This window comes from Pseudomonas sp. ATCC PTA-122608, from assembly GCF_001952855.1.
Lineage (GTDB): Bacteria > Pseudomonadota > Gammaproteobacteria > Pseudomonadales > Pseudomonadaceae > Aquipseudomonas.
This window is the reverse complement of the sequence record NZ_LPNO01000004.1, coordinates 21,848-46,675: the sequence shown is the minus strand read 5'-3', so window position 1 is coordinate 46,675 and position 24,828 is coordinate 21,848. Positions and strand designations below refer to the sequence as shown.

Genomic DNA, 24,828 nt, shown 5'->3' with positions numbered 1-24,828 from the left:
AGCCTGAGAACACCAGGTTCATTCAGGATGCCAGCGTTATCGTTGACGCCCTTCGCGAGCAAGCTCGCTCCTACAGGGGAACGCGTTGAATCGGTCATAGCGCAGTGTCCAGGGCAGCATCGGTACGCACTCCGCGCCAGCCGTTGAAACGGTGGCGCAGGCGGTCGAGATAAAGGTAAACCACAGGCGTGGTATATAGGGTCAGGATCTGGCTGAACACCAGCCCGCCGATAATCGTCAGGCCCAGGGGCTGGCGCATTTCCGCGCCTTCGGCACTACTGAGCAGCAACGGCACGGCACCCAGAATCGCCGCCAGGGTGGTCATCAGGATCGGGCGCAGCCGCACAAGGCAGGCGGCGCGGATCGATTCCAGCGGGGTCATGCCCTCCTTGCGCTCCAGTTGCAGCGCAAGGTCGATCATCAGGATCGCGTTTTTCTTCACCACCCCGATCAGCAGGAACAGCCCCAGCAGCGAGATCAGGCTGAACTCGCCCCCCAGCAGGTAAATCGAGAGCAAGGCACCCACCCCGGCCGACGGCAAGGTCGACAGAATCGTCAGCGGGTGAATGTAGCTCTCGTACAGAATCCCCAGTACCAGGTACACCGCCACCAGCGCACCGAGGATCATGAACGGCTGGCCTTTCTGGGTGGCGGCAAAAGCATCGGCAGTGCCGGCCATCTTCGCGATCACGTCTTCGGGCAGGCCGACCTTGGCAATCGCCCGCTCGATGGCGGCAGTGCCCTGCTCCACCGTGACTCCGGGTGACATATCGAACGCAATATTTTCCGAGGCAAACTGGCCTTCATGGCTGACCCGGTCATCCGCCAGGCTGTTTTCATAGTGAGCGATCGCCGACAGCGGGACGCGCGCACCGGTGGAGGTGATCACCTGCACCTGATTCAGGGTGATCGGGTCCTGGGCGTACTTCGGATTGACCTCCATCACCACCTGGTACTGGTTGAGGCTGTCGTAGATGGTGGAAATCTGCCGCTGGCTGTAGGCGTTGTTGAGCACGGCGGTGACCATGTCCATATCAATGCCCAGGCGCTTGGCCTGGTCGCGGTCGACAATCAACGTCACTTGGGCCGCGCCGCGCCCTTCACGGGCATCGATGGCGGTCAGTTCCGGCAGCTCACGCAGCGCGGCGACCACTTTCGGGTACCACAGGCGCAGGGCCGCGAGGTCGCCGCTTTGCAGGATGTAGGAATACTGCGAGGTGGTCTGGTCGCGACCACCACCAAATTGCAGGTCCTGGTCAGCCATCAGCATCAGGCGCCCGCCGGGCACCAGTGGCACATTCTTGCGCATGCGCTCGATCACCGCCTGGGCGGAAATCTTGCGTTCGCTGATAGGCTTGAGCCGCACCAGCATCACCGCGTTGTTGGTGCCGCTGTTGCCGCCAATAAAGCCCGCCACGCTCAATACGGCGGGATCCTGCAGGACCGCCTTGCGGAAGATTTCCATCTTCGGCTGCATCACGGTGAATGACAGCCCGTCATCGCCGCGCACAAAGCCGATCAGTTGCCCGGTGTCCTGCTGGGGCATGAAGGTTTTCGGCACCACCACATACAGCGCGACGTTGACACCAATGGTCACGAACAGGCTGAGCAGCGTCAGGCGTTTGTGGCGCAATACCCAATCCAGGCTGCTGGCGTAGCCGACAACCATGCGGTCGTTGATCTTCTGGCTCCAGCGCTGCAAGCCTGTCTCCTGGCCTTTGACATGCGGCTTGAGCCAGCGGGCGCAGAGCATCGGGGTCAGGGTCAGCGACACCACCAGCGAGACGATGATCGCCGCCGCCAGGGTGATGGAAAACTCGCGGAACAGGCTGGTGACGATCCCGCCCATAAACAGGATCGAGAGGAACACCGCCACCAGCGAGACGTTCATCGACAGCAAGGTGAACCCGACTTCCTGCGCACCGAGGTACGCCGCCTTCATCGGCGGCACGCCTTCGTCGATATGCCGGGAGATGTTCTCCAGCACCACGATGGCATCGTCCACCACCAGGCCGGTGGCGAGGATCAGCGCCATCAGCGACAGGTTGTTCAGGGAAAAGCCGAACAGGTACATCACCGCAAACGTGCCCACCAGCGACACCGGCACCGCCAGGGTGGGAATCAGCGAGGCACGGAAGTTACCGAGGAACAGGTACACCACCAGGATCACCAGGGCCACGGCAATCAGCAACGTCATCTCGGCTTCGTGCAAGGTGGCGGTGATCACCGGCGAACGGTCCATGGCCAGGTTCAGCTTGACGCTGGACGGCAACACCGCCTGCAAGGCCGGCAATTGCGCCTTGATCTGCTTCACGGTCTCGATGATGTTGGCACCGGACTGGCGGTTGATCACCAGCAACACCGCCGAGTCGTTGTTGAAGAAGCCGCTGTTGTAGCGGTCCTCGACGCCGTCGCTGATCTTCGCCACATCCCCCAGGCGCAAGGCCGCGCCGTTCTGGTAGCGAATCAGCAGTGGTTCGTAGTCCTTGGCCTTTTCCAGCTGGTCGTTGGCCTGGATCTGCCAGTTGCGCTGGTTGTCTTCCAGCGAACCCTTGGGCCGGCGCACGTTGGCATTGGCGATGGTATTGCGCACATCGTCCAGGGCCACGCCGTACTGGTCGAGGGCCTTGGGTTCAAGTTCGATCCGCACGGCAGGCAAGGAGCTGCCGCCGATCTGTACTTCACCCACCCCCGGCACCTGGGACAGGCTCTGGGACAGGATGGTCGAGGCCAGGTCGTACAACTGGCCCTTGGGCAACACGTCCGACGTCAGCGACAGCACCATGATGGGCGCCTGGGACGGGTTGATCTTCTTGTAGGTGGGCATGCTGCGCATGCCGCTGGGCAGCAGGTTACGCGAGGCGTTGATGGCCGCCTGCACTTCCCGCGCTGCGCCGTTGATGTCACGATCGGAGTCGAACGCCAGAATCACCCGGGTCGAACCCTGGCTCGACGAGCTGCTCATGGTGGTAATGCCGGCAATCGCGCCGAAGGAGCGCTCCAGCGGCGTGGCCACCGTCGACGCCATCACCTCGGGGCTGGCCCCCGGCAAGCTGGCCGACACCACGATCACCGGAAAGTCGATCTGCGGCAATGGCGACACCGGCAGCAGGTTGAAGCTGACGCCGCCCAGCAGCATGATCGCCAGGCTCAGCAGCATGGTCGCTACCGGCCGGCGAATGAAAGGTCCGGACAGGTTCATGGCTCAACCGGCTCCAGCCGCACGGGTTCTTTGCGCCAGCGACGGCCGAGGCGGTCGAAATACAGGTAGATCACCGGGGTGGTAAACAGCGTCAACACCTGGCTCACCAGCAGCCCACCGACCATCACCAGGCCCAGGGGCTGGCGCAGCTCCGCACCGGAACCGGTTGCGAGCATCAACGGCACGGCACCGAACAGCGCCGCCAGGGTGGTCATCAGGATCGGCCGGAAACGCAACAATGCCGCCTGGTAGATCGCGGTTTGCGGGTCCAGGCCCTGGTTGCGCTCAGCGTCGAGGGCAAAGTCGATCATCATGATCGCGTTCTTCTTCACGATACCGATCAACAGGATGATACCGATGATCGCGATCATCCCCAGGTCATTGCCACTGAGCAGCAAGGCCAGCAAGGCACCCACTGCTGCCGAGGGCAAGGTCGAGAGAATGGTGATCGGGTGGATGTAGCTCTCGTAGAGCACACCCAGCACGATGTACATGGTGACCACCGCCGCCAGGATCAGCAGCAAGGTACTCGACAGCGAAGCCTCGAACGCCTGGGCCGCACCCTGGAATTGAGTCTGCACGCCGACGGGCATGCCAATGTCTTTCTGCGTCTGGTTGATCAGCTCCACGCCCTTGCCCAGCGCAACGCCGGGGGCCAGGTTGAACGACATCATCACCGCCGGGAACTGACCGATATGCGCAATTGCCAACTGGGCCTGGCGCTGTTCCACATGGGCCAGGCTCGACAGCCGCACCTGGCCGCCGTCGGTGGTTTTCACGTGGATCTGGTTCAGGGCGTCCGGGCCGAGGGTTTCACCGGATTGCGCCTGCAACACCACACGGTACTGGCTGGCCTGGGTGTAGATGGTGGAAATCTGTCGTTGGCCAAAGGCGTCGTACAGCGCATCCGTGATGGTCGACACCGACACACCAAGGCGCGACGCGGCGTCGCGGTCGATCACCAGGTACACCTGCAAGCCTTTGTCCTGCAGGTCGCTGGCGACGTCGGACAGTTCCGGCAACTGGCTGAGGGCGTGCACCAGCTTTTCGCTCCACAGCGCCAGCAACTCGGCGTCCGGTGAGGACATGCTGAACTGGTACTGGGTGCGGCTGACGCGGTCTTCAATGGTCAGGTCCTGCACCGGCTGCATGAACAGGCGGATACCCACCAGCTTGTCCAGTTGCGGTTGCAGGCGCGTGATGATCTGCGCCGCGCTGAGGTCCCGTTCGCCGTGGGGCTTGAGGTTGATCAGCAGGCGGCCGCTGTTGAGGGTGGCGTTATCGCCGTCCACCCCGATGTAGGACGACAGGCTCTCCACCGACGGGTCTTCGAGGATGATCTTCGCCAGTTCCTGCTGGCGCTGGCTCATGGCCGCAAAGGAGATCGACTGCGGCGCTTCGGAAATGCCCTGGATCACCCCGGTGTCCTGCACCGGGAAGAAGCCCTTGGGCACCACCAGGTACAGCACCACAGTCAGGCCCAACGTGGCGATGGCCACCAGCAGGGTCAGCGGCTGGTGTTTGAGCACCCACTGCAATTTGCGCCCGTAGGCTTCGATCAGCCAGTCGATCCAGGCGCCGCTTGCCTTGTAGAAACGGCCTTGCTCTTCTTCCTTGGGTTCGCGCTTGAGCAAACGCGCGCACATCATCGGCGTCAGGGTCAGGGACACCACCAGGGAAATCAGGATCGCCACCGCCAAGGTGATGGCGAACTCACGGAACAAGCGCCCTACCACGTCGGCCATGAACAGCAACGGGATCAATACGGCGATCAGCGACAGGGTCAGGGAAATCAGGGTGAAACCGATCTGCTTGGCGCCCTTGAGCGCGGCCGCCATGGGCGTCTCGCCTTCCTCGATATAGCGGGAAATGTTCTCCAGCATCACGATGGCGTCGTCCACCACAAAACCGGTGGCGATGGTCAGGGCCATCAGCGTCAGGTTATTGATGGAGAAGCCGGCGAGGTACATCACGCCAAAGGTGCCCACCAGTGACAGTGGCACGGCGATGGACGGAATGATGGTGGCGCTGAAGCGGCGCAGGAACAGGAACGTCACCATCACCACCAGGGCAATGGCGATCAGCAATTCGTGTTGTACGTCACGGACCGAGGCACGGATGGTTTGGGTCCGGTCAGTGAGCACCGTCACGTCGAGGCCGGCCGGCAGGTTGTCGGTGATGCTCGGCAACAATGCCTTGATCCGGTCCACCACTTCGATGACGTTGGCCCCGGGCTGGCGCTGGATATTCAGCAAGACCGCCTGGTTTTCATTGGCCCAGGCCGCGAGGCGCTCGTTCTCGGCGCCGTCGACAATCTGCGCCACGTCCTTGAGCCGCAACGGCGCGCCGTTGTTGTAGGCAAGGATCAGCTCGGCGTATTCCTTGGGCGAGACCAACTGGTCGTTGGCGTCGAGCATCGACACCCGCGTAGGGCCGTCGAAGTTACCCTTTGGCTGGTTGACGTTGGAGGCCGCGATCAGTGTGCGCACGTCCGACAGGTTCAGGCCGTTGGCCGCCAGGGCTTCCGGGTTGACCTTGATCCGCACTGCCTGGCGCTGGCCACCGGCGATGCTGACCATGCCGACGCCGCTGATCTGCGCAATTTTCTGCGCCATGCGCGTGTCGACCAGGTCATTGAGCTTGGGCAGCAACATGGTCTTGGAGGTGATGGCCAGGGTCAGCACCGGGGTGTCCGCCGGGTTGACCTTGTTGTACACCGGCGGTGCCGGCAAGTCCTTGGGCAGCAGGTTGGTGGCGGCGTTGATCGCGGCTTGCACCTGTTGCTCGGCGACATCCATGTTGATGTCGAGGTTGAAGCGCAAGGTCAGCACCGAGGCGCCGCCGGAGCTGGTGGACGCCATTTGGGTCAGGCCGGGCATCTGCCCGAACTGACGCTCCAGGGGCGCCGTCACCGCGCTGGTCATCACGTCCGGGCTGGCGCCGGGGTACAGCGTCATCACCCGGATGGTCGGGTAATCCACCTGGGGCAAGGCCGAGACCGGCAACAGGCGATAAGCGATCGCACCGGCCAGAACAATGGCCAGCATGCTCAGGGTAGTGGCTACCGGGCGAAGGATGAATAGCCGCGAGAGGTTCATGCGCCGCCCTTTTGCGCCTTGCCGGCATCAGCCGGGCCTTGTTGCGTCTTGGCTGCCGGCTGGCCCTGGAGGTGTTCGGTCGGCGTGGTCGGCACGTCGCTGCTGTCGTTGACCACTTCGATGTCGCTGCCGTCCTTCAGGCGGTCGGTGCCCTCCAGTACGACGCGATCGCCGGCGGCCAGGCCTTGCTTGATCACGGTGTTGTCGCCGTCGGAATCACCGATCACCAGTGGACGTACCTTGACCTTCTTGTCGCCATCGAGCACGTAGACAAAGGTGCCGGTGTTGCCGAACTGAATCGCTGCCGACGGCGCCAGCACCACGTTATGCAGGGTGTCGGCCAGCAGGTGCACATTCACGAACTGGTTGGGGAACAGCGCCTGGTCCTTGTTATCGAACCGCGCCTTGAATTTGAGGGTACCGGTGGTGACGTCGATCTGGTTGTCCAGGCTCTGCAACACGCCGCTGGCTTTCAGCGCCACATCGCCACGGTCCCAGGCTTCTACCGGCAGCTTGTTGCCGGCGTGATAGCGCGCCAGCACGGTCTCCAGGGTGTTTTCCGGCAGCGTGAAGGCCACGCTGATGGGTTGGGTCTGGGTAATCACTGCCAGGAAGGTGGTGTCGTTGGCGGCGACAAGGTTACCCACGTCTACCTGACGCAGGCCGACACGCCCGGTAATCGGGGCGCGGATCTTGGTGAATTCGAGGTTGAGCTTGGCGTCGTCCACCGCGCCCTGGTTGGTCTTGACCGTACCCTGATACTGCAACACCAGCGCTTCGGCGGTGTCCAGGGTTTGCTTGGCGATACTGTCTTGCGCATACAGGTCGCGATAACGCTGCACGTCGACCTGGGCATTTTTCAACTGGGCCTGGTTCTGCAGCAACGTGCCCTGGGCCTGAAGCAAGGCATTCTGGTAACTGCGCGGGTCGATTTCCGCCAGCAAGTCACCGGCCTTGACCATCTGCCCTTCTTCAAAGGCGATCTTGACCAGCTCTCCCCCTACCCGGCTGCGCACATTGATGGTGTTCAATGCCGTGACCGTGCCCAGTGCCTTGTAGTACACCGGGAACTCCCCCTGCACCGCAGGCGCCACACGCACCGGCACCGGGCCAGTAGAACCCCCAAAGCCCGGGCGCATCATGCCCGACTTGCCGGCATGCCCGGCAGGCTTCTTCTCGGCGCTGTCTTTGTGGCTGCCGGGCCAGAACTTCCAGCACAAGCCGGCAATGACCAGCAGCACGAGCAGGCCGAACAGCCAGCGGCGGGAGTGACGAGGGGTGGATTGCATGGAGTGATCAACCATTGGGTGCGAGAGCTTCTTCTTCGGGAGGCTGAAAGATAAGCACTGGGGCGCGTTAAGAAAAGCGCCTTTACCGGCTATTTACCTTGGACTTACAACTTTTAACTTCTTTGCTTAGTCCATTGGCTATCCGGCTAAGCGTCTGAAGCACAAATAAAAACGGCCTGGACTAGGCCAGGCCGCAATACTGCATCATACGTGTTACTGCAAAACGACAGTCACGCGTAGTTACAGTTACTTCAAAACAGCCAGGGCTGCTTCGTAGTTTGGCTCTTGGCCGATTTCGCTGACCAGTTCGCTGTGCAGCACGTTGTCGTTCTCGTCCAGCACTACGACCGCGCGGGCGGTCAGGCCTTTGAGTGGGCCATCAGCAATCGCAACACCGTAGTCGACAGCGAATGCGGCCTCGCGGAAGTCCGACAGGTTCTTCACGTTTTCCAGGCCTTCGGCACCGCAGAAACGCGCCTGGGCGAATGGCAGGTCAGTGGAGATGCACAACACCACGGTGTTGTTCACGTCGTTGACCTGGGCGTTGAACTTGCGAACCGAAGTGGCGCAGGTCGGGGTATCAACGCTTGGGAAGATGTTCAGCACTTTGCGCTTGCCGGCAAAGGTCGCCAGGGTCGCGTCGGACAGATCGCCAGCAGTCAGGGTGAAGTCTGGCGCCTTGGCGCCGACTTTCGGCAAATCGCCTTCGACCTGGACAGGGTTGCCTCGGAGGGTAACTTGAGCCATGAACGGAATCCTTCTAGTGGTGGTAGTGAAACGAATTTCAGGTGCCGAAGTTAAACACAAAGTTCGATGGGCACCTATGGTCGGACGCAAATTGTCATGGTGCGAGGCTCAACGCCCCGCTGCCACGAACCCGCGCTGCAGATCCTCGATCAACGCCTCCACATCCTCCAGCCCCACGTGCAGGCGCACCACCGGGTTCAAGCCACGGTCGGCAGCGCTCTGGCGATCTTGCGTGTCGGCCAGGGTCACCAGGCTTTCATAGCCGCCCCAGGATGCGCCCAAGCCAAACAGCTGCAGGCCGTCGATAAAACGCTCCACATAGCCTGCATCGGCATTATTGAGTTCGAACGAAAGCAGGCCATTGCTGCCGCTGAAATCACGCTTCCACAGCGCATGCCCTGGATGCTCGGGCAAGGCCGGATGAAACACCCGCTTGACCTGCGGCTGCACCTGCAACCATTGGGCAATCGCCAGCGCCTGGCGCTCGTGCACGTCCAGCCGGGAAGCCAGGGTGCGTGCGCCACGCAGGATCAGGTAGGCATCGTCGGCGCTCACCGCATTGCCAAAGGTATCGCTGATTTTCGCCAGGGCTGGCCATGCGGCTTCGGTAGTACAGACGCTGCCCATCATCACGTCGCTGTGACCGCCGAGGTATTTGGTCAGGGCCATGATGGAGATATCGGCGCCCAACGCCAGCGGACGGTACAGGTAGGCTGCGCCCCAGGTGTTGTCCACCGCCAGCAAGATTCCGCGCGGCTTGCACAGTGCGACTATCGCGGGCAGGTCGCACAGTTCATACAACAGCGAACCGGGGACTTCTGCGTAGACCATTTTGGTGTTGGCTTGCAGTTGCGCTTCCAGGCCGCTGCCGTCCGGGCTGAAGTAGCTGACTTCGATGCCGAATGGCTGGAGGAACTCGCTGGCCAGCTTGCGCACCGGCGAATACACGGCGTCGGTGATCAACACATGGTCGCCGGGCCGCAGGTAGGCCAGCAACGTCTGCGCCGCTGCGGCGAGCCCCGTGCCATATAAGCGGGTGCGGTAGCCGCCTTCCAGTTCGGTGACCAGATCTTCCAGCGCAAACGCAGTGGGATTGCCACGTGCGCCGTAGCTCAGGACCCGCTCGCTGTCGCGTCGGGAGCGGGCGTCACGCATCTGGGCCAGGTTGTCGAACAGCACAGTGCTCAGGCGGGTGATCGGTATGTTGACCGACCGACCACCGTTGCCCCCTTCAGTACGCGCGGCATGAATCAACCGGGTGCGCACGCGTGACGCGGGCAACAAGGGTTTGAGACTGGCGATTTCCGCTTCGCTCATTTGTGCCAGCAGACCGATTTCCCAGGCCAGGTACTGGCGGGCGGCGTCCTTGTTGCCGCTGTGGCGGTCGTGGGTAAAGAACAAAAAGTCGATGCATTGATCGTCGGGTGGTGTCTGCGCGTCCTCGATCACCGGCAAACCTGCCGCCACCCATGCGGCATAGCCGCCGTCGAGCAAGCGCACATCGTCGCCCAACTCCAGCGCAGCAAAAGCAGCCAGCGCCGGATCGTCCGCCACCAGCACCAACAGACGCGCATCGGCGGTCAACCGCGAACGAGTCGACCAGCGCGAACCGGCAATCCGGCCCTTGCGATGGGTCATGCTCGGGCGCAGGTCCACCAGGTCAACGGTGCCATCCTTCAATGCGTCAGCCAGCGCCTGCACCGATATCACCGGCAGCGCTTCAAAGGGGGCAGCCCCCTTTACCTCCAGCGCCAATCCACTGTGGATTCCACCCTCCAGCACATACGCCTCATGCCCCAGCTGCCGCAGCCAACTGGCGACAATCGGCGCACGCACGCCGTCGCTGTCCAGCAGCACCACCCGCGCCTGACGCACGCCGATGTACAGGTCGGTGGACTGGATCAACTGCCCGCCCGGCGCATGTTGCGCCCCTGGCAAACTGCCGGCGGCAAACTCTTCAGCGGTGCGCACATCACACAGGAACAGGCTGCGGGCCGGGTCCGCTGCCCATTGGCGAACCTGCTCCGCCTTGACACTGACCACCCCTGCCCGCTCCGCCAATTGCCGGGCGGCTTGGCGCTGCTGCACCAGATCAGTAGAGACTTGATCGGCATAACGGCGGGTGCTGCCATGCTCCAGTTTGAAATCCGCCAGGTACCAACCCTGGGTACCGTTTTCCAATGCATAAACCGGGTTCTTCACGCCGAGGTTGATCAACGTCTGGGCGCCGATAATGCTGCGGGTACGGCCGGCGCAATTGACCACGATCGGCGTCGTCTCATCCGGCACCAGGTCGTGCACGCGGTAACCCAGCTCACCGTTAGGGCAGCAGATGGAGCCAGGAATGGTCATCTTGCGGTACTCATCAAACGGCCTGCCGTCCAGCACCACCAGCGGCTCGCCCTTGGCCTGCCAGTCCGCCAGTTGCTGCGCGGTGACGTGGGGCGTGTGGCTGGCTTCTTCCACCAACTCGCCAAAAGCCTTTGACGGTACATGCACCCCGGCAAACAGCTGCAGGCCGGCAGCCACCCAACCGTCAGCACCCCCTTCCAGTACATGCACATGCCGGTAGCCCAACGCCTGCAAGCGCAGCGCCGTGCGCGCAGCCACATCGCCGCCGTCCTGATCGTAAATCACCAGGCGCACCTGAGGGTTGGGCGCCAGGCGCTGCACCTCCAGTTCCAGGCGGCTATAGGGCAGGTTTACCCCGTGAAACAGATGGGCCTCGCCGTATTGGCCGTGCTCGCGTACGTCGAACAGGGCGATTTCCTGGCCGTCGAACAGCCATTGTTGCAATTGCCCGGGTGTGATGGTCTGGCTCATGGAAGTCCCGCAAAAAAAGATGAGTTACTGCAAGGCCAACGAACGCTCGCCGGCGGCGACTTCACGTCCCTTGGCATAGGCCCGCTGGACCGCCGGGCGCGCCTTGATGCGCAAACGCCAGGCCTGGATGTTCGGGTAGTCGGCCAGGTCCTGGCCTTGGCGCAGGGGCTGGATCCACGGGAAGATCGCCATGTCGGCCACCGAGTATTCACCCGCTACATACGGCACCTCGGCCAAGCGCTGCTCCAGCACCCGATACAGGCGCGTGGCTTCGGCGTTCAGCAGGTCGAGGGCGAAGGGAATCGCCTCCGGGGCCTTCTCCTTGAACAGCTGCAACTGGCTCAGGTACGGGGTGATATGCCCCACCTGCCAGAACAGCCATTCCTGGACCTTCTGGCGCTCGGCGGTGCCAGCGGGCGGCAGGAAACGCCCGGCCTTGTCCGCCAGGTAGTTCAGGATCGCCCCGGATTCGAACAGGCTCAGGGGTGCTTCATGGCTGTGGTCGACAATCGCCGGAATCCGCCCATTCGCACTGATGCGCTGGAAGCTTTCCTGCTTCTGCGCGCCTTCGCGGATGTTGACCGGAATCAGACGGTACTCCGCCTCCAGCTCTTCCAGCAGGATGCCGACTTTCAGGCCATTGCCGGTGGGCCAGTAATACAGATCAATCATAAAAAACCCTGGATGAACGCGGATCTAATTGTGGGAGCGGGCTTGCTCGCGAATGCGGTGGGTCAGAAACGCATCCATTGACTGAAAAACCGCATTCGCGAGCAAGCCCGCTCCCACATTTGATGTGTGTTGTGCTCAGGAATAGGCCCGGATTGAAGGCGCCATCTGCGAGGCGTTGTAGTTGAGAATTCGGCCGTCTGCTTCAACGCCATAACGGCCATTGAGGGACTCCAGCGGCAAGCCGTACAGGTGGAAGTGCAAGGTCGCCTGCTCACCTTCAACACGAATCCCGTGCAGGTCTTCACCGAGGAACGAGATGGAAGTGCCCGGTTGCACAATGACTTCTTTCTCAAGGGTCAGGGTGGTGAAGCCTGCATCCCGCCCTTCATCGTTGCGGCCATACACGTAGTTGATTTCCTGGCCTTCGACGGCACTGATGATCGCCCAGGTTTCGTGGTTGTGAGGGAGGGTGCTTTTGCCCGGCAGCAGCGAATTCAGGTACAGGGTCGGCGTGTCGCCATCGTCATTCAGGCGATAGCGGAAAGCAGTGCTGCCCTGCCCCGGCACTGGCGCGGGGAATTCGCTGAAGTTGAACAGGTCCCGGCGCTCGGCCAGGGTTTCCAGCAGCCCGACAATTTCCACCAGGGCCGCGCGGTCTACGCCACGCTGGTTGATGACACGGATCTGCTGCAGGAAGTCTTCGATAACGGCGGCACGGTTTGCGGTACTCATGACGAGGTTCCTCTTATTAGACAGACAGGGTGTAGCGGCTCAGGTTGGTCAACAGGTACGGATCGTTGGCGATCGGTGGCCGACGGCCGGGATCGCCCAATGCATGGCGCAGGAATTCCTGGGTGCGGTCACTGGTGGGGTGCTGGAAGATCTGTTCAGCGCTGCCGTGCTCGACGATCACGCCGTTTTCGGTGAAGTAGACGATGTCGCTGATCTCTTCGGCGAAGCGCATTTCATGGGTCACCAGCACGCAGGTCATGCCCTCTTCGGTCAGCTCGCGAATCACCGTCAACACTTCACCGACAGTTTCCGGGTCCAGCGCCGAGGTCACTTCATCGAACAGAATCAGTTCCGGGCGCATCGCCAACGCCCGGGCAATCGCCACCCGCTGCTGCTGGCCGCCGGACAATTGGCCGGGATAGGCATCCGCCTTGTGCTCCATGCGCACTTTGGCCAACAGCGCCCGCGCGTCCTTCTCGGCATCGGCGCGGTTACGACCGAGCACCTTACGCGGGGCGATCACCAGGTTTTCCAGCACCGACAAATGCGGGAACAGGTTGTATTGCTGGAACACAAACCCGACGCGTTTGCGCAACTCGATGCGCTGGGCTTCCTGAGTCAGCGTATCGACCCGGGTTTCGCCGACGCGAATGGTGCCGCGCTGGGGCTGCAACAGCCCGGTGATGCAACGCAGGATGGTCGACTTGCCCGAGCCCGACGGGCCGATGATCGACACCGCCTGGCCGCGATGCACGTCGAGGTCGATGCCCTTGAGCACCCGGTTGTCACCGAACGACAGCTGCAAGTCCCGTAGGCTGACCAGGGGTTCAATAGAAGGCATAACGGCGCTCCAGGCGTTGGGTCAAACGGGAAATCGGGTAGCAATAGGCAAAGAACAGCACCAGCAAACTCAGGTAGATCACCACGGTAAAGCCGGTCATGTTCACGGTGTTGCTGGCAATCTGCGCGGTATCGATCACGTCGTGCACGCCCACCAGCGACGCCAGGGCGGTGCCCATGGTGACCACCGCGTAGAGGTTCATCCACGGCGGCAACATGCGCTTGAAGCACTGGGGCAGGATGATCGAACGGAAGATCTGGCCACGGGTGAATGCCAGCGACCGCGCGGCTTCCCACTGGGTGCTGGGGATCGAGCCGATGGCGCCGCGAAAGATCTCCGCCACGTTGGCGCTGGCCGGCAACGCCAGGCCGATGGTCACCTTGACCCAGTCCGGGAACGATACATAGCTGCTGCCAATATGGATCTCGAACGGAAACACGTAGGTGGTGAAATAGATCAGCACCAGCCACGGCGCATTGCGGAAAATCTGCACCCAGACGCGTGCCGGCAAGCGCAGCAGCCGCAATGGCGACATGGCCAGCGCGCCCACTATCAGGCCCAGCAGCGAACCGAGACCAATCACCACCAGGCTGATCAGGATGTTCTGGCCGAAACCGCTGACCAGTGCTGGCGACCATTGCAGCAACGCCGACAGCACCGGGAATGAATCAATGGCCATAACCGGGCATCCTCAGGCGCGCTTCCAGCCAGCGCCCCACACAATTGACGGTAAAACTCAGCAAGCCGAAGAAGCTCAGGATCAGAATCATCAGCTCCAGCACGTTGTCGCTCTGGGTCCAGATCATGATCGAGGCGTAGGTGATATCGCCCACGGCGATGGCCGAGGCCACGGCGGTCATTTTCACCAGGTCGATCAGGTTGTTGATCAGCGACGGCAGCGCGAAGCGCAGGGCTAACGGCAGCTGCACATTCCACAGCAGTTGCCGGCTGCTGAAGGCCAGGGAGCTGGCGGCTTCCAGGGTCACGGAAGGTACCGCCTCGATGCCGGCGCGCAGGGCTTCTGCGTGAAACGCACCCTTGTGCAGCGAGATCACGATCACCACCCAGGCAAACGGCGTCAGCGGGTTGGCCGCGCCGACGGCCTGGGTCAGCAGCATGTTCAACACCAGGAACGCGCAGTACAGCTGAACCAACGTAGGCGTGTTGCGGGTCACTTCGATAAACACCCGCGCCGGCTTGGCCAGCCACGGATTGCCCGAAGTCAGCAGCGCCGCGAGGCTGATCCCCGCCAGCAGGCTGCCGACGATGGTGAACAGGCACAACAGCACGGTGGTCAGCGCGCCCTGCTCCAGGGTGCCGCGCTGATAGGCATCCAGCAGGAAGCTGTAGTTGAGGCCGATACCGGCGGCCCAATGCACAAAAATCTCCAGCCAATGACTCATTCGGCGCCCCGCAGCTTGCCGCAGGCGACAGCGATACGGCGGCCGGCTTCAGCCACGCTGTCGGTCGCCGTAGCAATGGACAGGCGAAACCACGGCGACAGGCCGTAGGCGCTGCCGGCTACACCGGCCACGCCCTCCTCCAGCAAGTAGGCGACGACATCGCCGTCGTCGTTCAGCTGTTGACCGTCCGGGCGATAGCGGCCAAGTAAACCGGCGCAGCGCACAAACACGAAAAAGCCACCCTGGGGCTCGAGCACTTCCAGGCCATCGACGGTGCCGAGGGCCATCATCAGCAGGTCCCGGCGCAGTTGATAGGCTGCCACCTGCTCGAAGAGGAAACCCAGCCCGCCGGTGAATGCGGCCAACGCAGCGGCTTGACCGACGGAAGAAGCGCCGGAGGTGGATTGCGATTGCACCACCGCCATGGCATTGGTCAGGGTCTGCGGCCCGGCGCCGAACCCGATGCGCCAGCCGGTCATGGCGTAGGTCTTGGACACGCCGCCCACCAGCAGGCAACGGTCCTGCAGATCCGGCGCGAGGTTCAGCAGACTCTGGGCCGGGCGACCGTCGAAACGAATGTGCTCGTAGAGCTCATCCAGCAGCACCATCACCTGGGGATGGCGACGCAGCACCTCGGCCAGCGCCTGTAGTTCAGCCTCGCTATACACCGCACCGCTCGGGTTGCCCGGACCATTAAGGATCAGCCAGCGGGTGCGTTCATTGATGTGCTGTTCCAGTTGGGCCGGCAGCAGCTTGCAACCCTGCTCCAGGCCGCACTCGATAAACACCGGCTCGCCACCGTTGAACCGTACGCTGTCAGGGAAGGACGGCCAGTACGGCGTCGGCACCAGCACTTGATCGCCGTCGTCGAGGGTGGCAGCGAAGGCGTTGAAGATGATCTGTTTCGCGCCGTTCGCGATCACGATATTCGGCAGCGAATAGTCCAGGTGATTTTCTTCGGCCAGCTTGCGCTGCACCGCGACGCGCAAGGCCTTTACGCCAGGTGTCGGGGTGTATTTGGTAGCGCCTGCGGCGATGGCGGCGTAGGCCGCTTGCTTGATGTGGTCGGGCGTATCGAAGTCCGGCTCGCCGGTGGTCAGGTCTAGAATGTCGCGGCCGGCATCACGCAGTTCCGTGGCGCGGGACTTGGCCGCCGCGTTGGCCGACAGCGACACCCGCTGCACCCGCTTGGACAGGCGAATCGTCATGGCTGCATCTCCAGGACTTTGCCGGGGTTGAGCAGGTTTTTCGGGTCGAGGGCACGCTTGATGCGGCGCATCAGGTCCAGCTCCACCGGGCTTTTATAGCGGCCCAGCATGCCGACCTTGCGCTGGCCGATTCCGTGCTCGGCACTGATGGAACCGCCGTGAGCGTGGGCGCTGTCGTGCACCAGCAAGCTCAGTTCGGCGTAGTTGCGCATGTGCTCGTCCACCGTGGAACTCAGCGGATGGGCGACGTTGTAATGCAGATTACCGTCCCCCAGGTGCCCGAACGTAAAGTTGCGAACGCCGGGGAAATGCACCTGCAACAACGCATCGGTATGGGCCACGAAGGCGACGATTTGCGAGATCGGCACCGAGATGTCGTGCTTCATATTGCGCCCGGCGCGCTTCTGCGCCTCGCTCATGTTCTCCCGTAGCAGCCACAGGGCTTCGCTTTGCGCCAGGCTTTCAGCGATCAGTGCGTCGGCCAGCAATGACTGCTCGAAGGCTTCACCGAGGACGTTTTCGAAGGCTTCGCGGGCGTGGGTTTCGCCGTGGTTATTCGAGAGTTCCAGCAAAGCGAACCAGGGTTGGCTGGCCTTGAGGAACGGTTGCGGGCCTTCGGGAAACTGCTCGCGCAACAACGCCAGGCAATCGGCGCCAAGTAACTCGAATGCCGTGAGATTTGCGCCAAAACCGGCGCGGGCATGGGACAGAAAAGCGACGGCCTGAGCCAACTCATCAAACGCCAGCAACGCGGTGGCCTGGGCCTTGGGCAGCGGGAACAGCTTCAGGGTCGCGGCGGTGATAATGCCGAGGGTGCCTTCACTGCCCACGTACAAATCCCGCAGGTCGTAGCCGGTGTTGTCCTTGCGCAAACCCCGCAGGCCGTTCCAGATTTCGCCTTCGGCAGTGACCACTTCCAGGCCCAGGGTCAGCTCGCGGGTGTTGCCATAGCGCAGCACCGCCGTGCCGCCGGCATTGGTGCCGAGGTTGCCGCCAATGGTGCAACTGCCTTCGGCACCGAGGCTCAGCGGAAACAGGCGACCGGCCTCCCGGGCCACGTCCTGGATGTTTTGCAGGATGCAGCCGGCTTCGACGGTCAGGGTGTCGTTGTCGGTATCGATCACGCGCACCCGGTTCATCCGGTCAAGCAACAGCAGCACCGCACGGCCACTGGCGTCCGGCGTCGCGCCTGCCATCAGCCCGGTATTGCCACCCTGGACCACGATGGGCGCCTCCAGGGCCACACAGGCGCGCACCACGGCGGCGACTTCCTCGGTGTTGGCCGGGTGTACCACGGCGATCACCTGGCCGGTGTAACGGCCCTGTTTGTCGGTGAGGTACTGGGGGGCGTCTTCACTGCGCTGCACATGGGCGGCGCCGAGCAATTGCTGCAGGGTGGCGAAGAGCGGTTCACTCATGGCTGTACTGCTCGTGCAGATCACGCAGGGCCTGCGACGGGGCCATGCCGGTGCGTTCGCCGAGGGCGATCAACCAGCCGCTGCGATGCCAGTCCCGCACGATGGCGTCGAGCTTGGCCTGGGTGTCGTGCTCGCCTTTGCGGATCCAGATCACGGATTTGGACGGGATCAAATCCCCCGGCAACGGGATCTCGTAGCCGGACCATTCGGCATCTTCCAGCAGCGCATGCATGGTCGGGCTGACGTGCACCGCCGCCACGCAGCCATTGCCGCGCAACGACAGCAGGGATTCGGACTGGCTGCGGAACGCCTTGATCTGCGCGCCGTAGGTTTCCTGCAACGGTTTGATGAAGTTGCTGCCCTGGGACACGCACACTGGCTTGTCCTTGAGGTCGGCCCACTGGGTGATCCCGGCACCTTTGCGGATCAACGCCGCGCCGCCGACTTCTTCATAGGGCGTGGGCACGTAGTCGAGAATCTCGGCGCGCTCGTCGGTGTACTGCATGTTGGCGATCAGCACATCGACCTTGCCTTGTTGCAGGAACTGCACGCGGTTGGGCGCCAGTACCGAGACGGTCCTGGTCTCAACGCCCAGCGCCTGGCCGAGGCCCTTGGCCAGCTCGACGTTGTAGCCCAGGTGTTCGCCGGTCTTGGGGTCGAGGGTGCCAAACGGCGGGCCGCTGAGGATCACGCCGACGCTGATGGCGTGGCGTTGCTCGATCTTGTCGAGGGTGGCGTCGGCGTGGGCCAGGCTTGCGCACAGTGCCAGGCCCAAGGCAGTCAGGGTTTTCAACGTCATGTGTCAGGCGCCCTTGAACTGTTTCTGCAATTCCACCAGCGCCGGGGAAGCCGGGGTGATGTGGTTGCGGGTCTGGGCATCGATCAGCCAGCCGCTGCGGTGCAGTTCCTTGATGATCGGGTCGAGTTTGGCCTGGGTGTCGTTCTCGCCGCGGCGAGTCCAGATCACCGACGGCGCCGGGTTCAGCTCGGGGCTGATGGCGCGGTAGTCCTTCCATTCGGCGCTGTCGTTGATCAGCGGGTTGATCAGGGTGGAGTCATGCACCGCCGCGACGCAGTTGTTGCCGCGCAGGGCCAGCAGGGATTCGGAGGAGCTCTTGAAGCCTTTGATCTGTGCGCCCAGTTCGGTCAGCGGTTTGACGTAGCTGCTGCCCTGGGAGGTGCACACCGGCTGGCCTTTGAGGTCTTCCCAGTGGGTGATCTTGCTGTCCTTGAGTACCGCTGCGGTGCCGCCAATCCTGTAGAACGGCGTCGGTACGAAACCGAGGATTTCGCCGCGCTCGGCGGTCCATTCCATATTGGCGATCAGCAAGTCGACCTTGCCCTGCTGCAGGAACTGCACGCGGTTTGCCGGCAATACCGGTACCAGTTGCACCTCGGCGCCCAACTGACGGCCCAGCTCGTTGGCCAGGTCGACGTTCAAACCCTTGGGTTTCTGAGTGGTGGGGTCGATGCCGCCAAACGGCCCGCCGGAAAGCAGCACGCCGACCACCAGCACATGGCGCTGCTGGATCTTGTCCAGGGTCGCGTCGGCCTGCACCAACGCGCTGCCGCCCAGGGCGATCAATGCGCCCAGGACCACAGGCAACCTTCGTTTTACCGCCGCGCGCACAAAACCCATGGAACTCCCCTCATTAGCGATCGGCGTACCCCGACCTGATGTGGGGGCATGCTAGGGAGAGTGCCGAGGGAACGGAAATTCAAATATCTAATATCGTTATAACTTCCCGTATATGGACGACCTTGTTTTTGGCCATATACTCGTAATCATTAGCCCCTGTAAAAATTCGGCGTGATAACACATAAAAATATGTAATGTTTATCTTCCTGCCCTTGATATAAAAAATGCCCTGGAATGGCCATGTCGACCCTCGATCTCGAACTGCTCCGCACCTTTATCGCCGTGGTCGATCACCACAGCTTCGCCGAAGCCGGTGCTCACCTGGCCCGCACGCAATCTTCCGTCACCCAGCATATGCAGCGCCTCGAACAGCAAGTGGGCGTCAGCCTGTTTGAAAAGCGCGGCCGGCAAAAGCAACTGACAGAGCCGGGAATGCAGCTATTGCGGCATGCGCGGCAGATGCTGTCGCTGAATGACGATGCACTCAATTCCCTGCGGGAAAGCAGCCTCAGCGGTGTGCTGCGCATCGGCTCGCCCCACGACATCGCCGACACCATCCTGCCGCCGATCCTCAGCCACATCGCCCGCTCGGCACCGCGCCTGCGCCTGGAAATCGACGTGGGTCGCAGCCCGTTCCTGATGGATGACTTGCATCGGGGCAAGGTCGACATGGTGATCTCCACCCGCGCCGACGCCAACCTGGAGGGCTTTGCGTTACGCACCTCGCCGGTGTGGTGGATTTGTTCGGCGCAGTACATTCACTCGCCGAGCGAGCCGCTGCCGTTGATTCTGGTGGATGAGCCGAGCATTTATCGGCGCTATGCCCTGGAGGCGCTGGAACGGGCGAACATCCCGTGGAGGCAGGCGTACCTGGCATCGAACCTGATCGGGATCAAGGCGGCAACCCGCGCAGGGCTCGGCGTGACCCCACGGAGCATGGAAATGCTCGGGCCGGACATGCGGGTATTGGGAGAGAACGACGGGCTGCCGAGGATGCCGGAGGTGACGTATTACCTGTGGATTCGCCCGAACACGGCGAACCCGATTGCACGCAAGGCTTATGACTTGATCAGGGCCAGCCAGGGATTGGCGCTTGGATGATAACCGTAGGAGCGAGTTTGCTCGCGAAGGTCGTTAACGATGACGCGGGAAACCTGACACCCAACGGCGCTCTCAGGTTTTTCGCGAGCAAGCTCGCTCCTACAGGTTTTTCAGACGGTTTTATTGCTGAGTCAATTGGGTCCACAACGCGGGTGCACCTGCGGACTTGGCGATTGCCTCAAGACGGGCCGCGTGTTCGGCCATGTCCTGCTCGCTGGCGCGAATGATCGTGGTGGGCTGGCGATCCGCTGGCAAGCGGCGGATTTCCGAAGGGCGATTGCCCGAGCCTTCTGCCGAACCATTGCCGTCCGAAGCGTTACCGGCCAGGGACAGGCTGGTCTGGCCGCCGGTCATGGTCAGGTAAACGTCGGCGAGGATCTCGGAGTCGAGCAAGGCGCCGTGGAGTTCGCGGCCGGAGTTGTCGACGCCATAGCGTTTGCACAAGGCATCGAGGCTGTTGCGCTGGCCCGGGTGACGCTCACGGGCCATCATCAAGGTGTCGAGGATCGAGCAGTGCCGGGTGATATCAGCCCGGTCGGTCGCGCCCATCAGCGCGAATTCGTTGTTGATGAAGCCAACGTCGAACGCCGCGTTATGGATGATCAGCTGTGCGCCGTTGATGAACTCGAAGAACTCATCGGCCACTTCGGCAAACCGCGGCTTGCCCACCAGGAATTCGTTGGTGATGCCGTGGACGCCGATGGCGCCTTCATCACTTTCGCGATCCGGTTGCAGGTAGACGTGGAAGTGCCGGCCAGTGAGGCGGCGCCCCATCAGTTCGACGCAGCCGATTTCAATGATCCGGTGGCCGTCGGTCACCGGCATGCCGGTGGTTTCGGTATCGAGTACAACAGATCGGATGGCCATCAGGGTTCAGCTCTCAACGGTTTGGTACATTTCAAGGGGCGGGATCTTAACACGTCAACCGGCATCAGCTCTGCTTGTAGCCGCGCACTTCATCCACGCCGCGATTGGCCAACTGGTCGGCGCGCTCGTTGCCGGGATGGCCGATGTGCCCGCGCACCCATTTCCAGGTGATGTTGTGGCGATTGCATTGCTCATCGAGCAACTGCCACAGGTCGGCGTTTTTCACCGGTTCCTTGGCCGCAGTCTTCCAGCCGCGCTTCTTCCAGTTGACCATCCACTCGTTGATGCCCTTCATCACGTACTGGGAGTCGGTCACCAGCAACACGTCGCAACGACGCTTGAGCTCTTCAAGGCCGCGAATCGCCCCCATCAGCTCCATGCGATTGTTGGTGGTGTTGGCTTCGCCGCCCCACAGTTCCTTCTCCACGCCTTTGCACACCAGCAGGGCACCCCATCCGCCGGGGCCGGGGTTGCCCTTGCAGGCGCCATCGGTGAAGAGTTCTACGGTATCGGTCATTTCACTGTCCATTAAAGCGGGATCCATCAAAGCGGGTTGCCGATAATCGACCGACAAAGGCCCGAGGTCGAGAGACTCGACCTGAAATCAAAAAAGGTTTTTTACTGCTCGCTCTGCTTGCGATTGACCTTGGCCATCGGCATCGGTACCAGCTTGCCCATCGGTTCGCGGCGTACCTGGCGCACCGGCCGCAGGCCTACGACGATCTTGCGCGCCACCAACAAGTAGAAACCACCGCCAGACAATTGCCAGGCTCCGGCCCTGCGCTCCCAGCCGGCCAACCGGCCCTGCCACTTGGCGGACGCAAGCGGCGGACGATAGCACCCGAAGCGGCGTTTCTCCAGTGCAAAGCCCAGCAGGTTCAACCAGTCACCGACGCGCGAGGGCGAGATGCAGCGTGCCTTGCGCAAGGCATCATGGGCGAATACATGCCGCAAGCCCCAACTGCTCCAGGGGTTGATGCCGATGATCAGCAAATGGCCACCTGGGCGCACGCTGCTGGCGGCTTCGCGCAGCAAGCCATGGGGCGACAGACAGAAATCCAGGCCATGCTGCAACACCACCACGTCGGCAGCATGCTCGCTCAACGGCCAGGCTTGCTCCTCGCAAACAATCTCGACACCCGGCAACGGCGCACCCAGGCGCACGTTGCGTTGCACTTGCGGCGCCGACGGCGGGGTTTGCGCCGAGGGACCGTAATGCACCAGGTAGCCACCAAAGAACCGGCCAAGCTCGTCTTCGAGCATGCGCCGTTCTTCATCCAGTAAAAATTGCCCGACAGGCCCGGACAGCCATTCACGGGCGGCACTGATCAGTGCCAGCCACTCGGGATCGGCCTGGGCGAACGCTTTATCAGTCATTGCATTCTCCAACGCGCCAAGAAGCTCTAAGATGCACCAATGTGTTCAGCTTGGCGAATCAAAGAATGATACAGATCAGTGCCCTGCCCGCCTTCACCGATAACTACATCTGGCTGTTACAGGATCAGCCGAACAAGCGCTGCGCGGTAGTCGATCCCGGTGATGCCGCGCCCGTGCTGGCCTGGCTCCAGCAGCACCCCGACTGGACCCTCAGCGACATCCTGGTGACTCACCATCACCATGATCATGTCGGCGGCGTCGAACAACTTAAAAGTGTTTCAGGCGCCAGGGTCTACGGCCCGGCCAATGAAAAGATCCCGGCGCGGGATATCGCCCTCCAGGACAACGACCGCATCAACGTGTTGGGCTGGGACTTCGAGGTGTTTGCCGTACCCGGTCACACCCTCGGCCATATCGCCTTCTATCACCAGGGCGTGCTGTTCTGCGGCGATACCCTGTTCGCCGCCGGTTGTGGCCGGCTGTTCGAAGGCACCCCGCAACAGATGCACACCTCCCTGGAGCGCTTGGCGGCCCTGCCGTCCAACACGCTGGTGTACTGCACCCACGAATACACACAAAGTAACCTGAAATTCGCCCAGGCCGTGGAACCGCATAACGCGGATATCGCTGAACGGGTGGAAAACGTGCGGCAACTGCGGGCCAACGGCGAGATTACATTGCCTTCGACCCTGGCCCTGGAAAAACTCACTAACCCTTTTCTGCGGACCTCTGAAACATCCGTTAAAGAAAAAGCGGACGAACGGAATGGCCGGGATAACCGGGCCGGGAGTGAGGTATTTGCTAGCTTGAGGTCTTGGAAAGATACGTTCTAAGTGGAAGGATTCTGATACGTAATTTCTGAATGGTTGACCGGAACCAAAGCGCTTTCTAGAATCGCCCGACATTTTTGCCCGGAACTTACTTCCAGCCAATGTCGTCATCTATTCGTAAAACCAACCATTCAGACGCATTGACCCGCCTGGCTCAAGCCGTGGCGGTGGCTGTGTCCGCTACTCTGGCGGGCTGCCAATCGACCAATTTTGCCGCACAATCCACCGTGCAACCCAAGCCAAACCTTACCGCCAAGATCAAGCAAAAACCCATTTGGCTATCAGAGAAGCCAAGCCCGGAAGTGCCCCAGGATGTCTGGGAACGCATGCGCCGGGGCTTTCAATTGCAGGACGGGTTAGGCGTCAACCCGCGCATTGAACAGCAACGATTGTGGTTTGCCAGTAACCCTTCCTTTCTTGAGAACGCCGGCGAACGCGGCAGTCTCTACATTCATTACATCGTCGAACGCCTTGAAGAACGCAACATGCCCCTGGAGCTGGCGCTGCTGCCAGTGATTGAAAGCGCCTACAACCCAATGGCTTATTCACGCAGCGATGCCGTGGGCCTGTGGCAATTCATTCCTTCCACCGGGCGCTACTTCAACCTGCGTCAGACCCGCGCCTACGACGGCCGCCGCGACATCACCGCCTCCACCACCGCCGCCCTGGACTACCTGACGCGTCTGCATGACATGTTCAACGGTGACTGGTTGCTGGCGTTGGCGGCCTACAACGCGGGTGAAGGCACGGTCAGCCGGGCCATCGAGCGCAACGAAAAGCTCGGCTTGCCGACGGACTACTGGAACCTGCCGCTGCCTCAGGAAACCAAGGACTACGTGCCCAAGTTCCTGGCGCTGTCCCAGGTGGTGCTGGCTCCCGAAGCCTACGGCGTCAACCTGAACCCGATTGCAAACACGCCGTATTTCGAAGTGGTTGAAGTCAAGCAGAGCATGGACCTGTCACGGGTTGCCGCGCTGGCCGAGATCGACGAAGACGAACTGTTCCAGCTCAACCCCGCCTTGAAGCAACGTACCACCCTGGATGGCCCGCAGCATTTGCTGGTGCCGACTTCCAAGGCGCAGTTGCTGGCCAGCAGCCTTTCGGCGATGAAGCCCGAAGAATTGCTGAGCATGCGCCCGAAAAAGCAGGTGTTCGACGAAGTTGAACACAAGGCTGTGGCCGGTCGCACCCGTAGCTACAAGGTTCGCAGCGGCGACAACCTGACCCTGATTGCCAAGGCCAACAAGGTTGATGTGCATGACCTGCAGCGCTGGAACCAGCTCAATGGACAGGCGCTCAAGGTCGGCCAGACCCTGGTCATGCAGGACACCCGCAAGCTGGTGGCCAAGGCCGGCGGCAAGAAGCCGGTGCAATACAAGGTCAAGAAAGGCGACTCGCTGTACATCGTCGCCAAGCGCTTCAACGTTGAGATGCAACATCTCAAGCGCTGGAACCCGCGCACTGGCCAGGCGCTGAAGCCGGGGCAGATGCTCGTGGTTTCCGGGCCCAGATAACACCGCAACCCCTGTAGGAGCGAGCTTGCTCGCGAATAACGCAAGGACACCGCGTTAATTCAGAATG

The 24,828-nt window shown here is 61.9% G+C and carries 20 protein-coding genes and 1 pseudogene; 4 read left to right on the top strand and 17 right to left on the bottom strand.

The window, feature by feature from the left end; translation table 11 throughout:
- Positions 1-94: 94 nt before the first annotated feature.
- From AU074_RS05580 to AU074_RS05515, 14 genes are all read right to left on the bottom strand, one after another.
- Positions 95-3,202, bottom strand: a complete 3,108-nt coding sequence (locus AU074_RS05580; protein ID WP_076013870.1) for an efflux RND transporter permease subunit — start codon at positions 3,200-3,202, stop codon at positions 95-97.
- Entirely contained in the window at positions 3,199-6,300 is a 3,102-nt protein-coding gene (locus AU074_RS05575; RefSeq protein ID WP_076013869.1) for an MdtB/MuxB family multidrug efflux RND transporter permease subunit, read from the bottom strand. Before AU074_RS05575 ends, AU074_RS05580 begins: the two co-directional genes overlap by 4 nt.
- A complete protein-coding gene (locus tag AU074_RS05570; protein ID WP_076013868.1) occupies positions 6,297-7,604 on the bottom strand; it encodes an MdtA/MuxA family multidrug efflux RND transporter periplasmic adaptor subunit in 1,308 nt (435 codons plus the stop codon). The genes AU074_RS05575 and AU074_RS05570 overlap by 4 nt, the downstream gene beginning before the upstream one ends.
- Before the next feature lie 231 nt (positions 7,605-7,835).
- Positions 7,836-8,336 carry a thiol peroxidase gene (gene tpx, locus AU074_RS05565; RefSeq protein ID WP_003207496.1) on the bottom strand — a complete coding sequence of 167 codons (501 nt, stop codon included), beginning with the start codon at positions 8,334-8,336 and terminating at the stop codon, positions 7,836-7,838.
- Between the two features lie 108 nt (positions 8,337-8,444).
- A complete protein-coding gene (gene metC / locus AU074_RS05560) occupies positions 8,445-11,159 on the bottom strand; it encodes a cystathionine beta-lyase (RefSeq protein WP_076013867.1) in 2,715 nt (904 codons plus the stop codon).
- A gap of 24 nt (positions 11,160-11,183) precedes the next feature.
- On the bottom strand, positions 11,184-11,831 hold the full coding sequence (locus tag AU074_RS05555) for a glutathione S-transferase N-terminal domain-containing protein (RefSeq protein ID WP_076013866.1): 648 nt from the start codon (positions 11,829-11,831) through the stop codon (positions 11,184-11,186).
- A gap of 135 nt (positions 11,832-11,966) precedes the next feature.
- On the bottom strand, positions 11,967-12,563 hold the full coding sequence (locus AU074_RS05550; RefSeq protein ID WP_076013865.1) for a cysteine dioxygenase: 597 nt from the start codon (positions 12,561-12,563) through the stop codon (positions 11,967-11,969).
- Positions 12,564-12,579: 16 nt separating this feature from the next.
- Positions 12,580-13,404 (bottom strand): amino acid ABC transporter ATP-binding protein, encoded by an 825-nt coding sequence (locus tag AU074_RS05545; protein WP_076013864.1) that lies wholly within the window; start codon positions 13,402-13,404, stop codon positions 12,580-12,582.
- Positions 13,391-14,083 (bottom strand): amino acid ABC transporter permease, encoded by a 693-nt coding sequence (locus tag AU074_RS05540; RefSeq protein ID WP_076013863.1) that lies wholly within the window; start codon positions 14,081-14,083, stop codon positions 13,391-13,393. The genes AU074_RS05545 and AU074_RS05540 overlap by 14 nt, the downstream gene beginning before the upstream one ends.
- Positions 14,073-14,807: an amino acid ABC transporter permease gene (locus AU074_RS05535; protein ID WP_076013862.1), complete on the bottom strand. Its 735-nt coding sequence runs from the start codon at positions 14,805-14,807 to the stop codon at positions 14,073-14,075. The genes AU074_RS05540 and AU074_RS05535 overlap by 11 nt, the downstream gene beginning before the upstream one ends.
- Positions 14,804-16,015, bottom strand: a complete 1,212-nt coding sequence (locus tag AU074_RS05530; RefSeq protein WP_076013861.1) for an aminotransferase class I/II-fold pyridoxal phosphate-dependent enzyme — start codon at positions 16,013-16,015, stop codon at positions 14,804-14,806. Before AU074_RS05530 ends, AU074_RS05535 begins: the two co-directional genes overlap by 4 nt.
- On the bottom strand, positions 16,012-17,433 hold the full coding sequence (locus tag AU074_RS05525; protein ID WP_076013860.1) for an FAD-binding oxidoreductase: 1,422 nt from the start codon (positions 17,431-17,433) through the stop codon (positions 16,012-16,014). The genes AU074_RS05530 and AU074_RS05525 overlap by 4 nt, the downstream gene beginning before the upstream one ends.
- A complete protein-coding gene (locus tag AU074_RS05520) occupies positions 17,426-18,232 on the bottom strand; it encodes a transporter substrate-binding domain-containing protein (RefSeq protein WP_076013859.1) in 807 nt (268 codons plus the stop codon). The genes AU074_RS05525 and AU074_RS05520 overlap by 8 nt, the downstream gene beginning before the upstream one ends.
- 3 nt (positions 18,233-18,235) lie before the next feature.
- Positions 18,236-19,072 carry a transporter substrate-binding domain-containing protein gene (locus AU074_RS05515; protein ID WP_076013858.1) on the bottom strand — a complete coding sequence of 279 codons (837 nt, stop codon included), beginning with the start codon at positions 19,070-19,072 and terminating at the stop codon, positions 18,236-18,238.
- Positions 19,073-19,312: 240 nt separating this feature from the next.
- Between AU074_RS05515 and AU074_RS05510 the strand changes: the two genes are divergently transcribed.
- A complete protein-coding gene (locus AU074_RS05510) occupies positions 19,313-20,173 on the top strand; it encodes a LysR substrate-binding domain-containing protein (RefSeq protein WP_371916612.1) in 861 nt (286 codons plus the stop codon).
- Positions 20,170-20,283, top strand: a pseudogene (locus AU074_RS34395) (outer membrane lipoprotein carrier protein LolA); the annotation flags it as partial. The gene AU074_RS05510 and the pseudogene AU074_RS34395, both read left to right, overlap by 4 nt.
- A gap of 10 nt (positions 20,284-20,293) precedes the next feature.
- Here AU074_RS34395 and dnaQ read toward each other — a convergent pair.
- The 3 genes from dnaQ to AU074_RS05490 form a co-directional block, all read right to left on the bottom strand.
- Positions 20,294-21,034, bottom strand: coding sequence for a DNA polymerase III subunit epsilon (dnaQ, locus tag AU074_RS05500; RefSeq protein WP_167410183.1), 741 nt, complete (start codon positions 21,032-21,034; stop codon positions 20,294-20,296).
- A gap of 70 nt (positions 21,035-21,104) precedes the next feature.
- On the bottom strand, positions 21,105-21,557 hold the full coding sequence (gene rnhA / locus AU074_RS05495; RefSeq protein WP_003207474.1) for a ribonuclease HI: 453 nt from the start codon (positions 21,555-21,557) through the stop codon (positions 21,105-21,107).
- Positions 21,558-21,658: 101 nt separating this feature from the next.
- Positions 21,659-22,417, bottom strand: a complete 759-nt coding sequence (locus AU074_RS05490) for a methyltransferase domain-containing protein (protein WP_076013855.1) — start codon at positions 22,415-22,417, stop codon at positions 21,659-21,661.
- A 65-nt stretch (positions 22,418-22,482) separates the two neighbouring features.
- Between AU074_RS05490 and gloB the strand changes: the two genes are divergently transcribed.
- Complete coding sequence (gene gloB, locus AU074_RS05485; protein ID WP_076013854.1) at positions 22,483-23,250, top strand: hydroxyacylglutathione hydrolase; 768 nt, start codon at positions 22,483-22,485, stop codon at positions 23,248-23,250.
- A 98-nt stretch (positions 23,251-23,348) separates the two neighbouring features.
- A complete protein-coding gene (locus AU074_RS05480) occupies positions 23,349-24,761 on the top strand; it encodes a lytic transglycosylase domain-containing protein (protein ID WP_076013853.1) in 1,413 nt (470 codons plus the stop codon).
- The last annotated feature ends 67 nt before the right edge of the window (positions 24,762-24,828 follow it).

Coding starts and splice junctions, on each gene's coding strand:
- AU074_RS05580 (WP_076013870.1), bottom strand. CDS start 3,202: ATGAACCTGTCCGGACCTTTCATTCGCCGGCCGGTAGCGACCATGCTG.
- AU074_RS05575 (WP_076013869.1), bottom strand. CDS start 6,300: ATGAACCTCTCGCGGCTATTCATCCTTCGCCCGGTAGCCACTACCCTG.
- AU074_RS05570 (WP_076013868.1), bottom strand. CDS start 7,604: ATGGTTGATCACTCCATGCAATCCACCCCTCGTCACTCCCGCCGCTGG.
- tpx (WP_003207496.1), bottom strand. CDS start 8,336: ATGGCTCAAGTTACCCTCCGAGGCAACCCTGTCCAGGTCGAAGGCGAT.
- metC (WP_076013867.1), bottom strand. CDS start 11,159: ATGAGCCAGACCATCACACCCGGGCAATTGCAACAATGGCTGTTCGAC.
- AU074_RS05555 (WP_076013866.1), bottom strand. CDS start 11,831: ATGATTGATCTGTATTACTGGCCCACCGGCAATGGCCTGAAAGTCGGC.
- AU074_RS05550 (WP_076013865.1), bottom strand. CDS start 12,563: ATGAGTACCGCAAACCGTGCCGCCGTTATCGAAGACTTCCTGCAGCAG.
- AU074_RS05545 (WP_076013864.1), bottom strand. CDS start 13,404: ATGCCTTCTATTGAACCCCTGGTCAGCCTACGGGACTTGCAGCTGTCG.
- AU074_RS05540 (WP_076013863.1), bottom strand. CDS start 14,083: ATGGCCATTGATTCATTCCCGGTGCTGTCGGCGTTGCTGCAATGGTCG.
- AU074_RS05535 (WP_076013862.1), bottom strand. CDS start 14,807: ATGAGTCATTGGCTGGAGATTTTTGTGCATTGGGCCGCCGGTATCGGC.
- AU074_RS05530 (WP_076013861.1), bottom strand. CDS start 16,015: ATGACGATTCGCCTGTCCAAGCGGGTGCAGCGGGTGTCGCTGTCGGCC.
- AU074_RS05525 (WP_076013860.1), bottom strand. CDS start 17,433: ATGAGTGAACCGCTCTTCGCCACCCTGCAGCAATTGCTCGGCGCCGCC.
- AU074_RS05520 (WP_076013859.1), bottom strand. CDS start 18,232: ATGACGTTGAAAACCCTGACTGCCTTGGGCCTGGCACTGTGCGCAAGC.
- AU074_RS05515 (WP_076013858.1), bottom strand. CDS start 19,072: ATGGGTTTTGTGCGCGCGGCGGTAAAACGAAGGTTGCCTGTGGTCCTG.
- AU074_RS05510 (WP_371916612.1), top strand. CDS start 19,313: ATGTCGACCCTCGATCTCGAACTGCTCCGCACCTTTATCGCCGTGGTC.
- rnhA (WP_003207474.1), bottom strand. CDS start 21,557: ATGACCGATACCGTAGAACTCTTCACCGATGGCGCCTGCAAGGGCAAC.
- AU074_RS05490 (WP_076013855.1), bottom strand. CDS start 22,417: ATGACTGATAAAGCGTTCGCCCAGGCCGATCCCGAGTGGCTGGCACTG.
- gloB (WP_076013854.1), top strand. CDS start 22,483: ATGATACAGATCAGTGCCCTGCCCGCCTTCACCGATAACTACATCTGG.
- AU074_RS05480 (WP_076013853.1), top strand. CDS start 23,349: ATGTCGTCATCTATTCGTAAAACCAACCATTCAGACGCATTGACCCGC.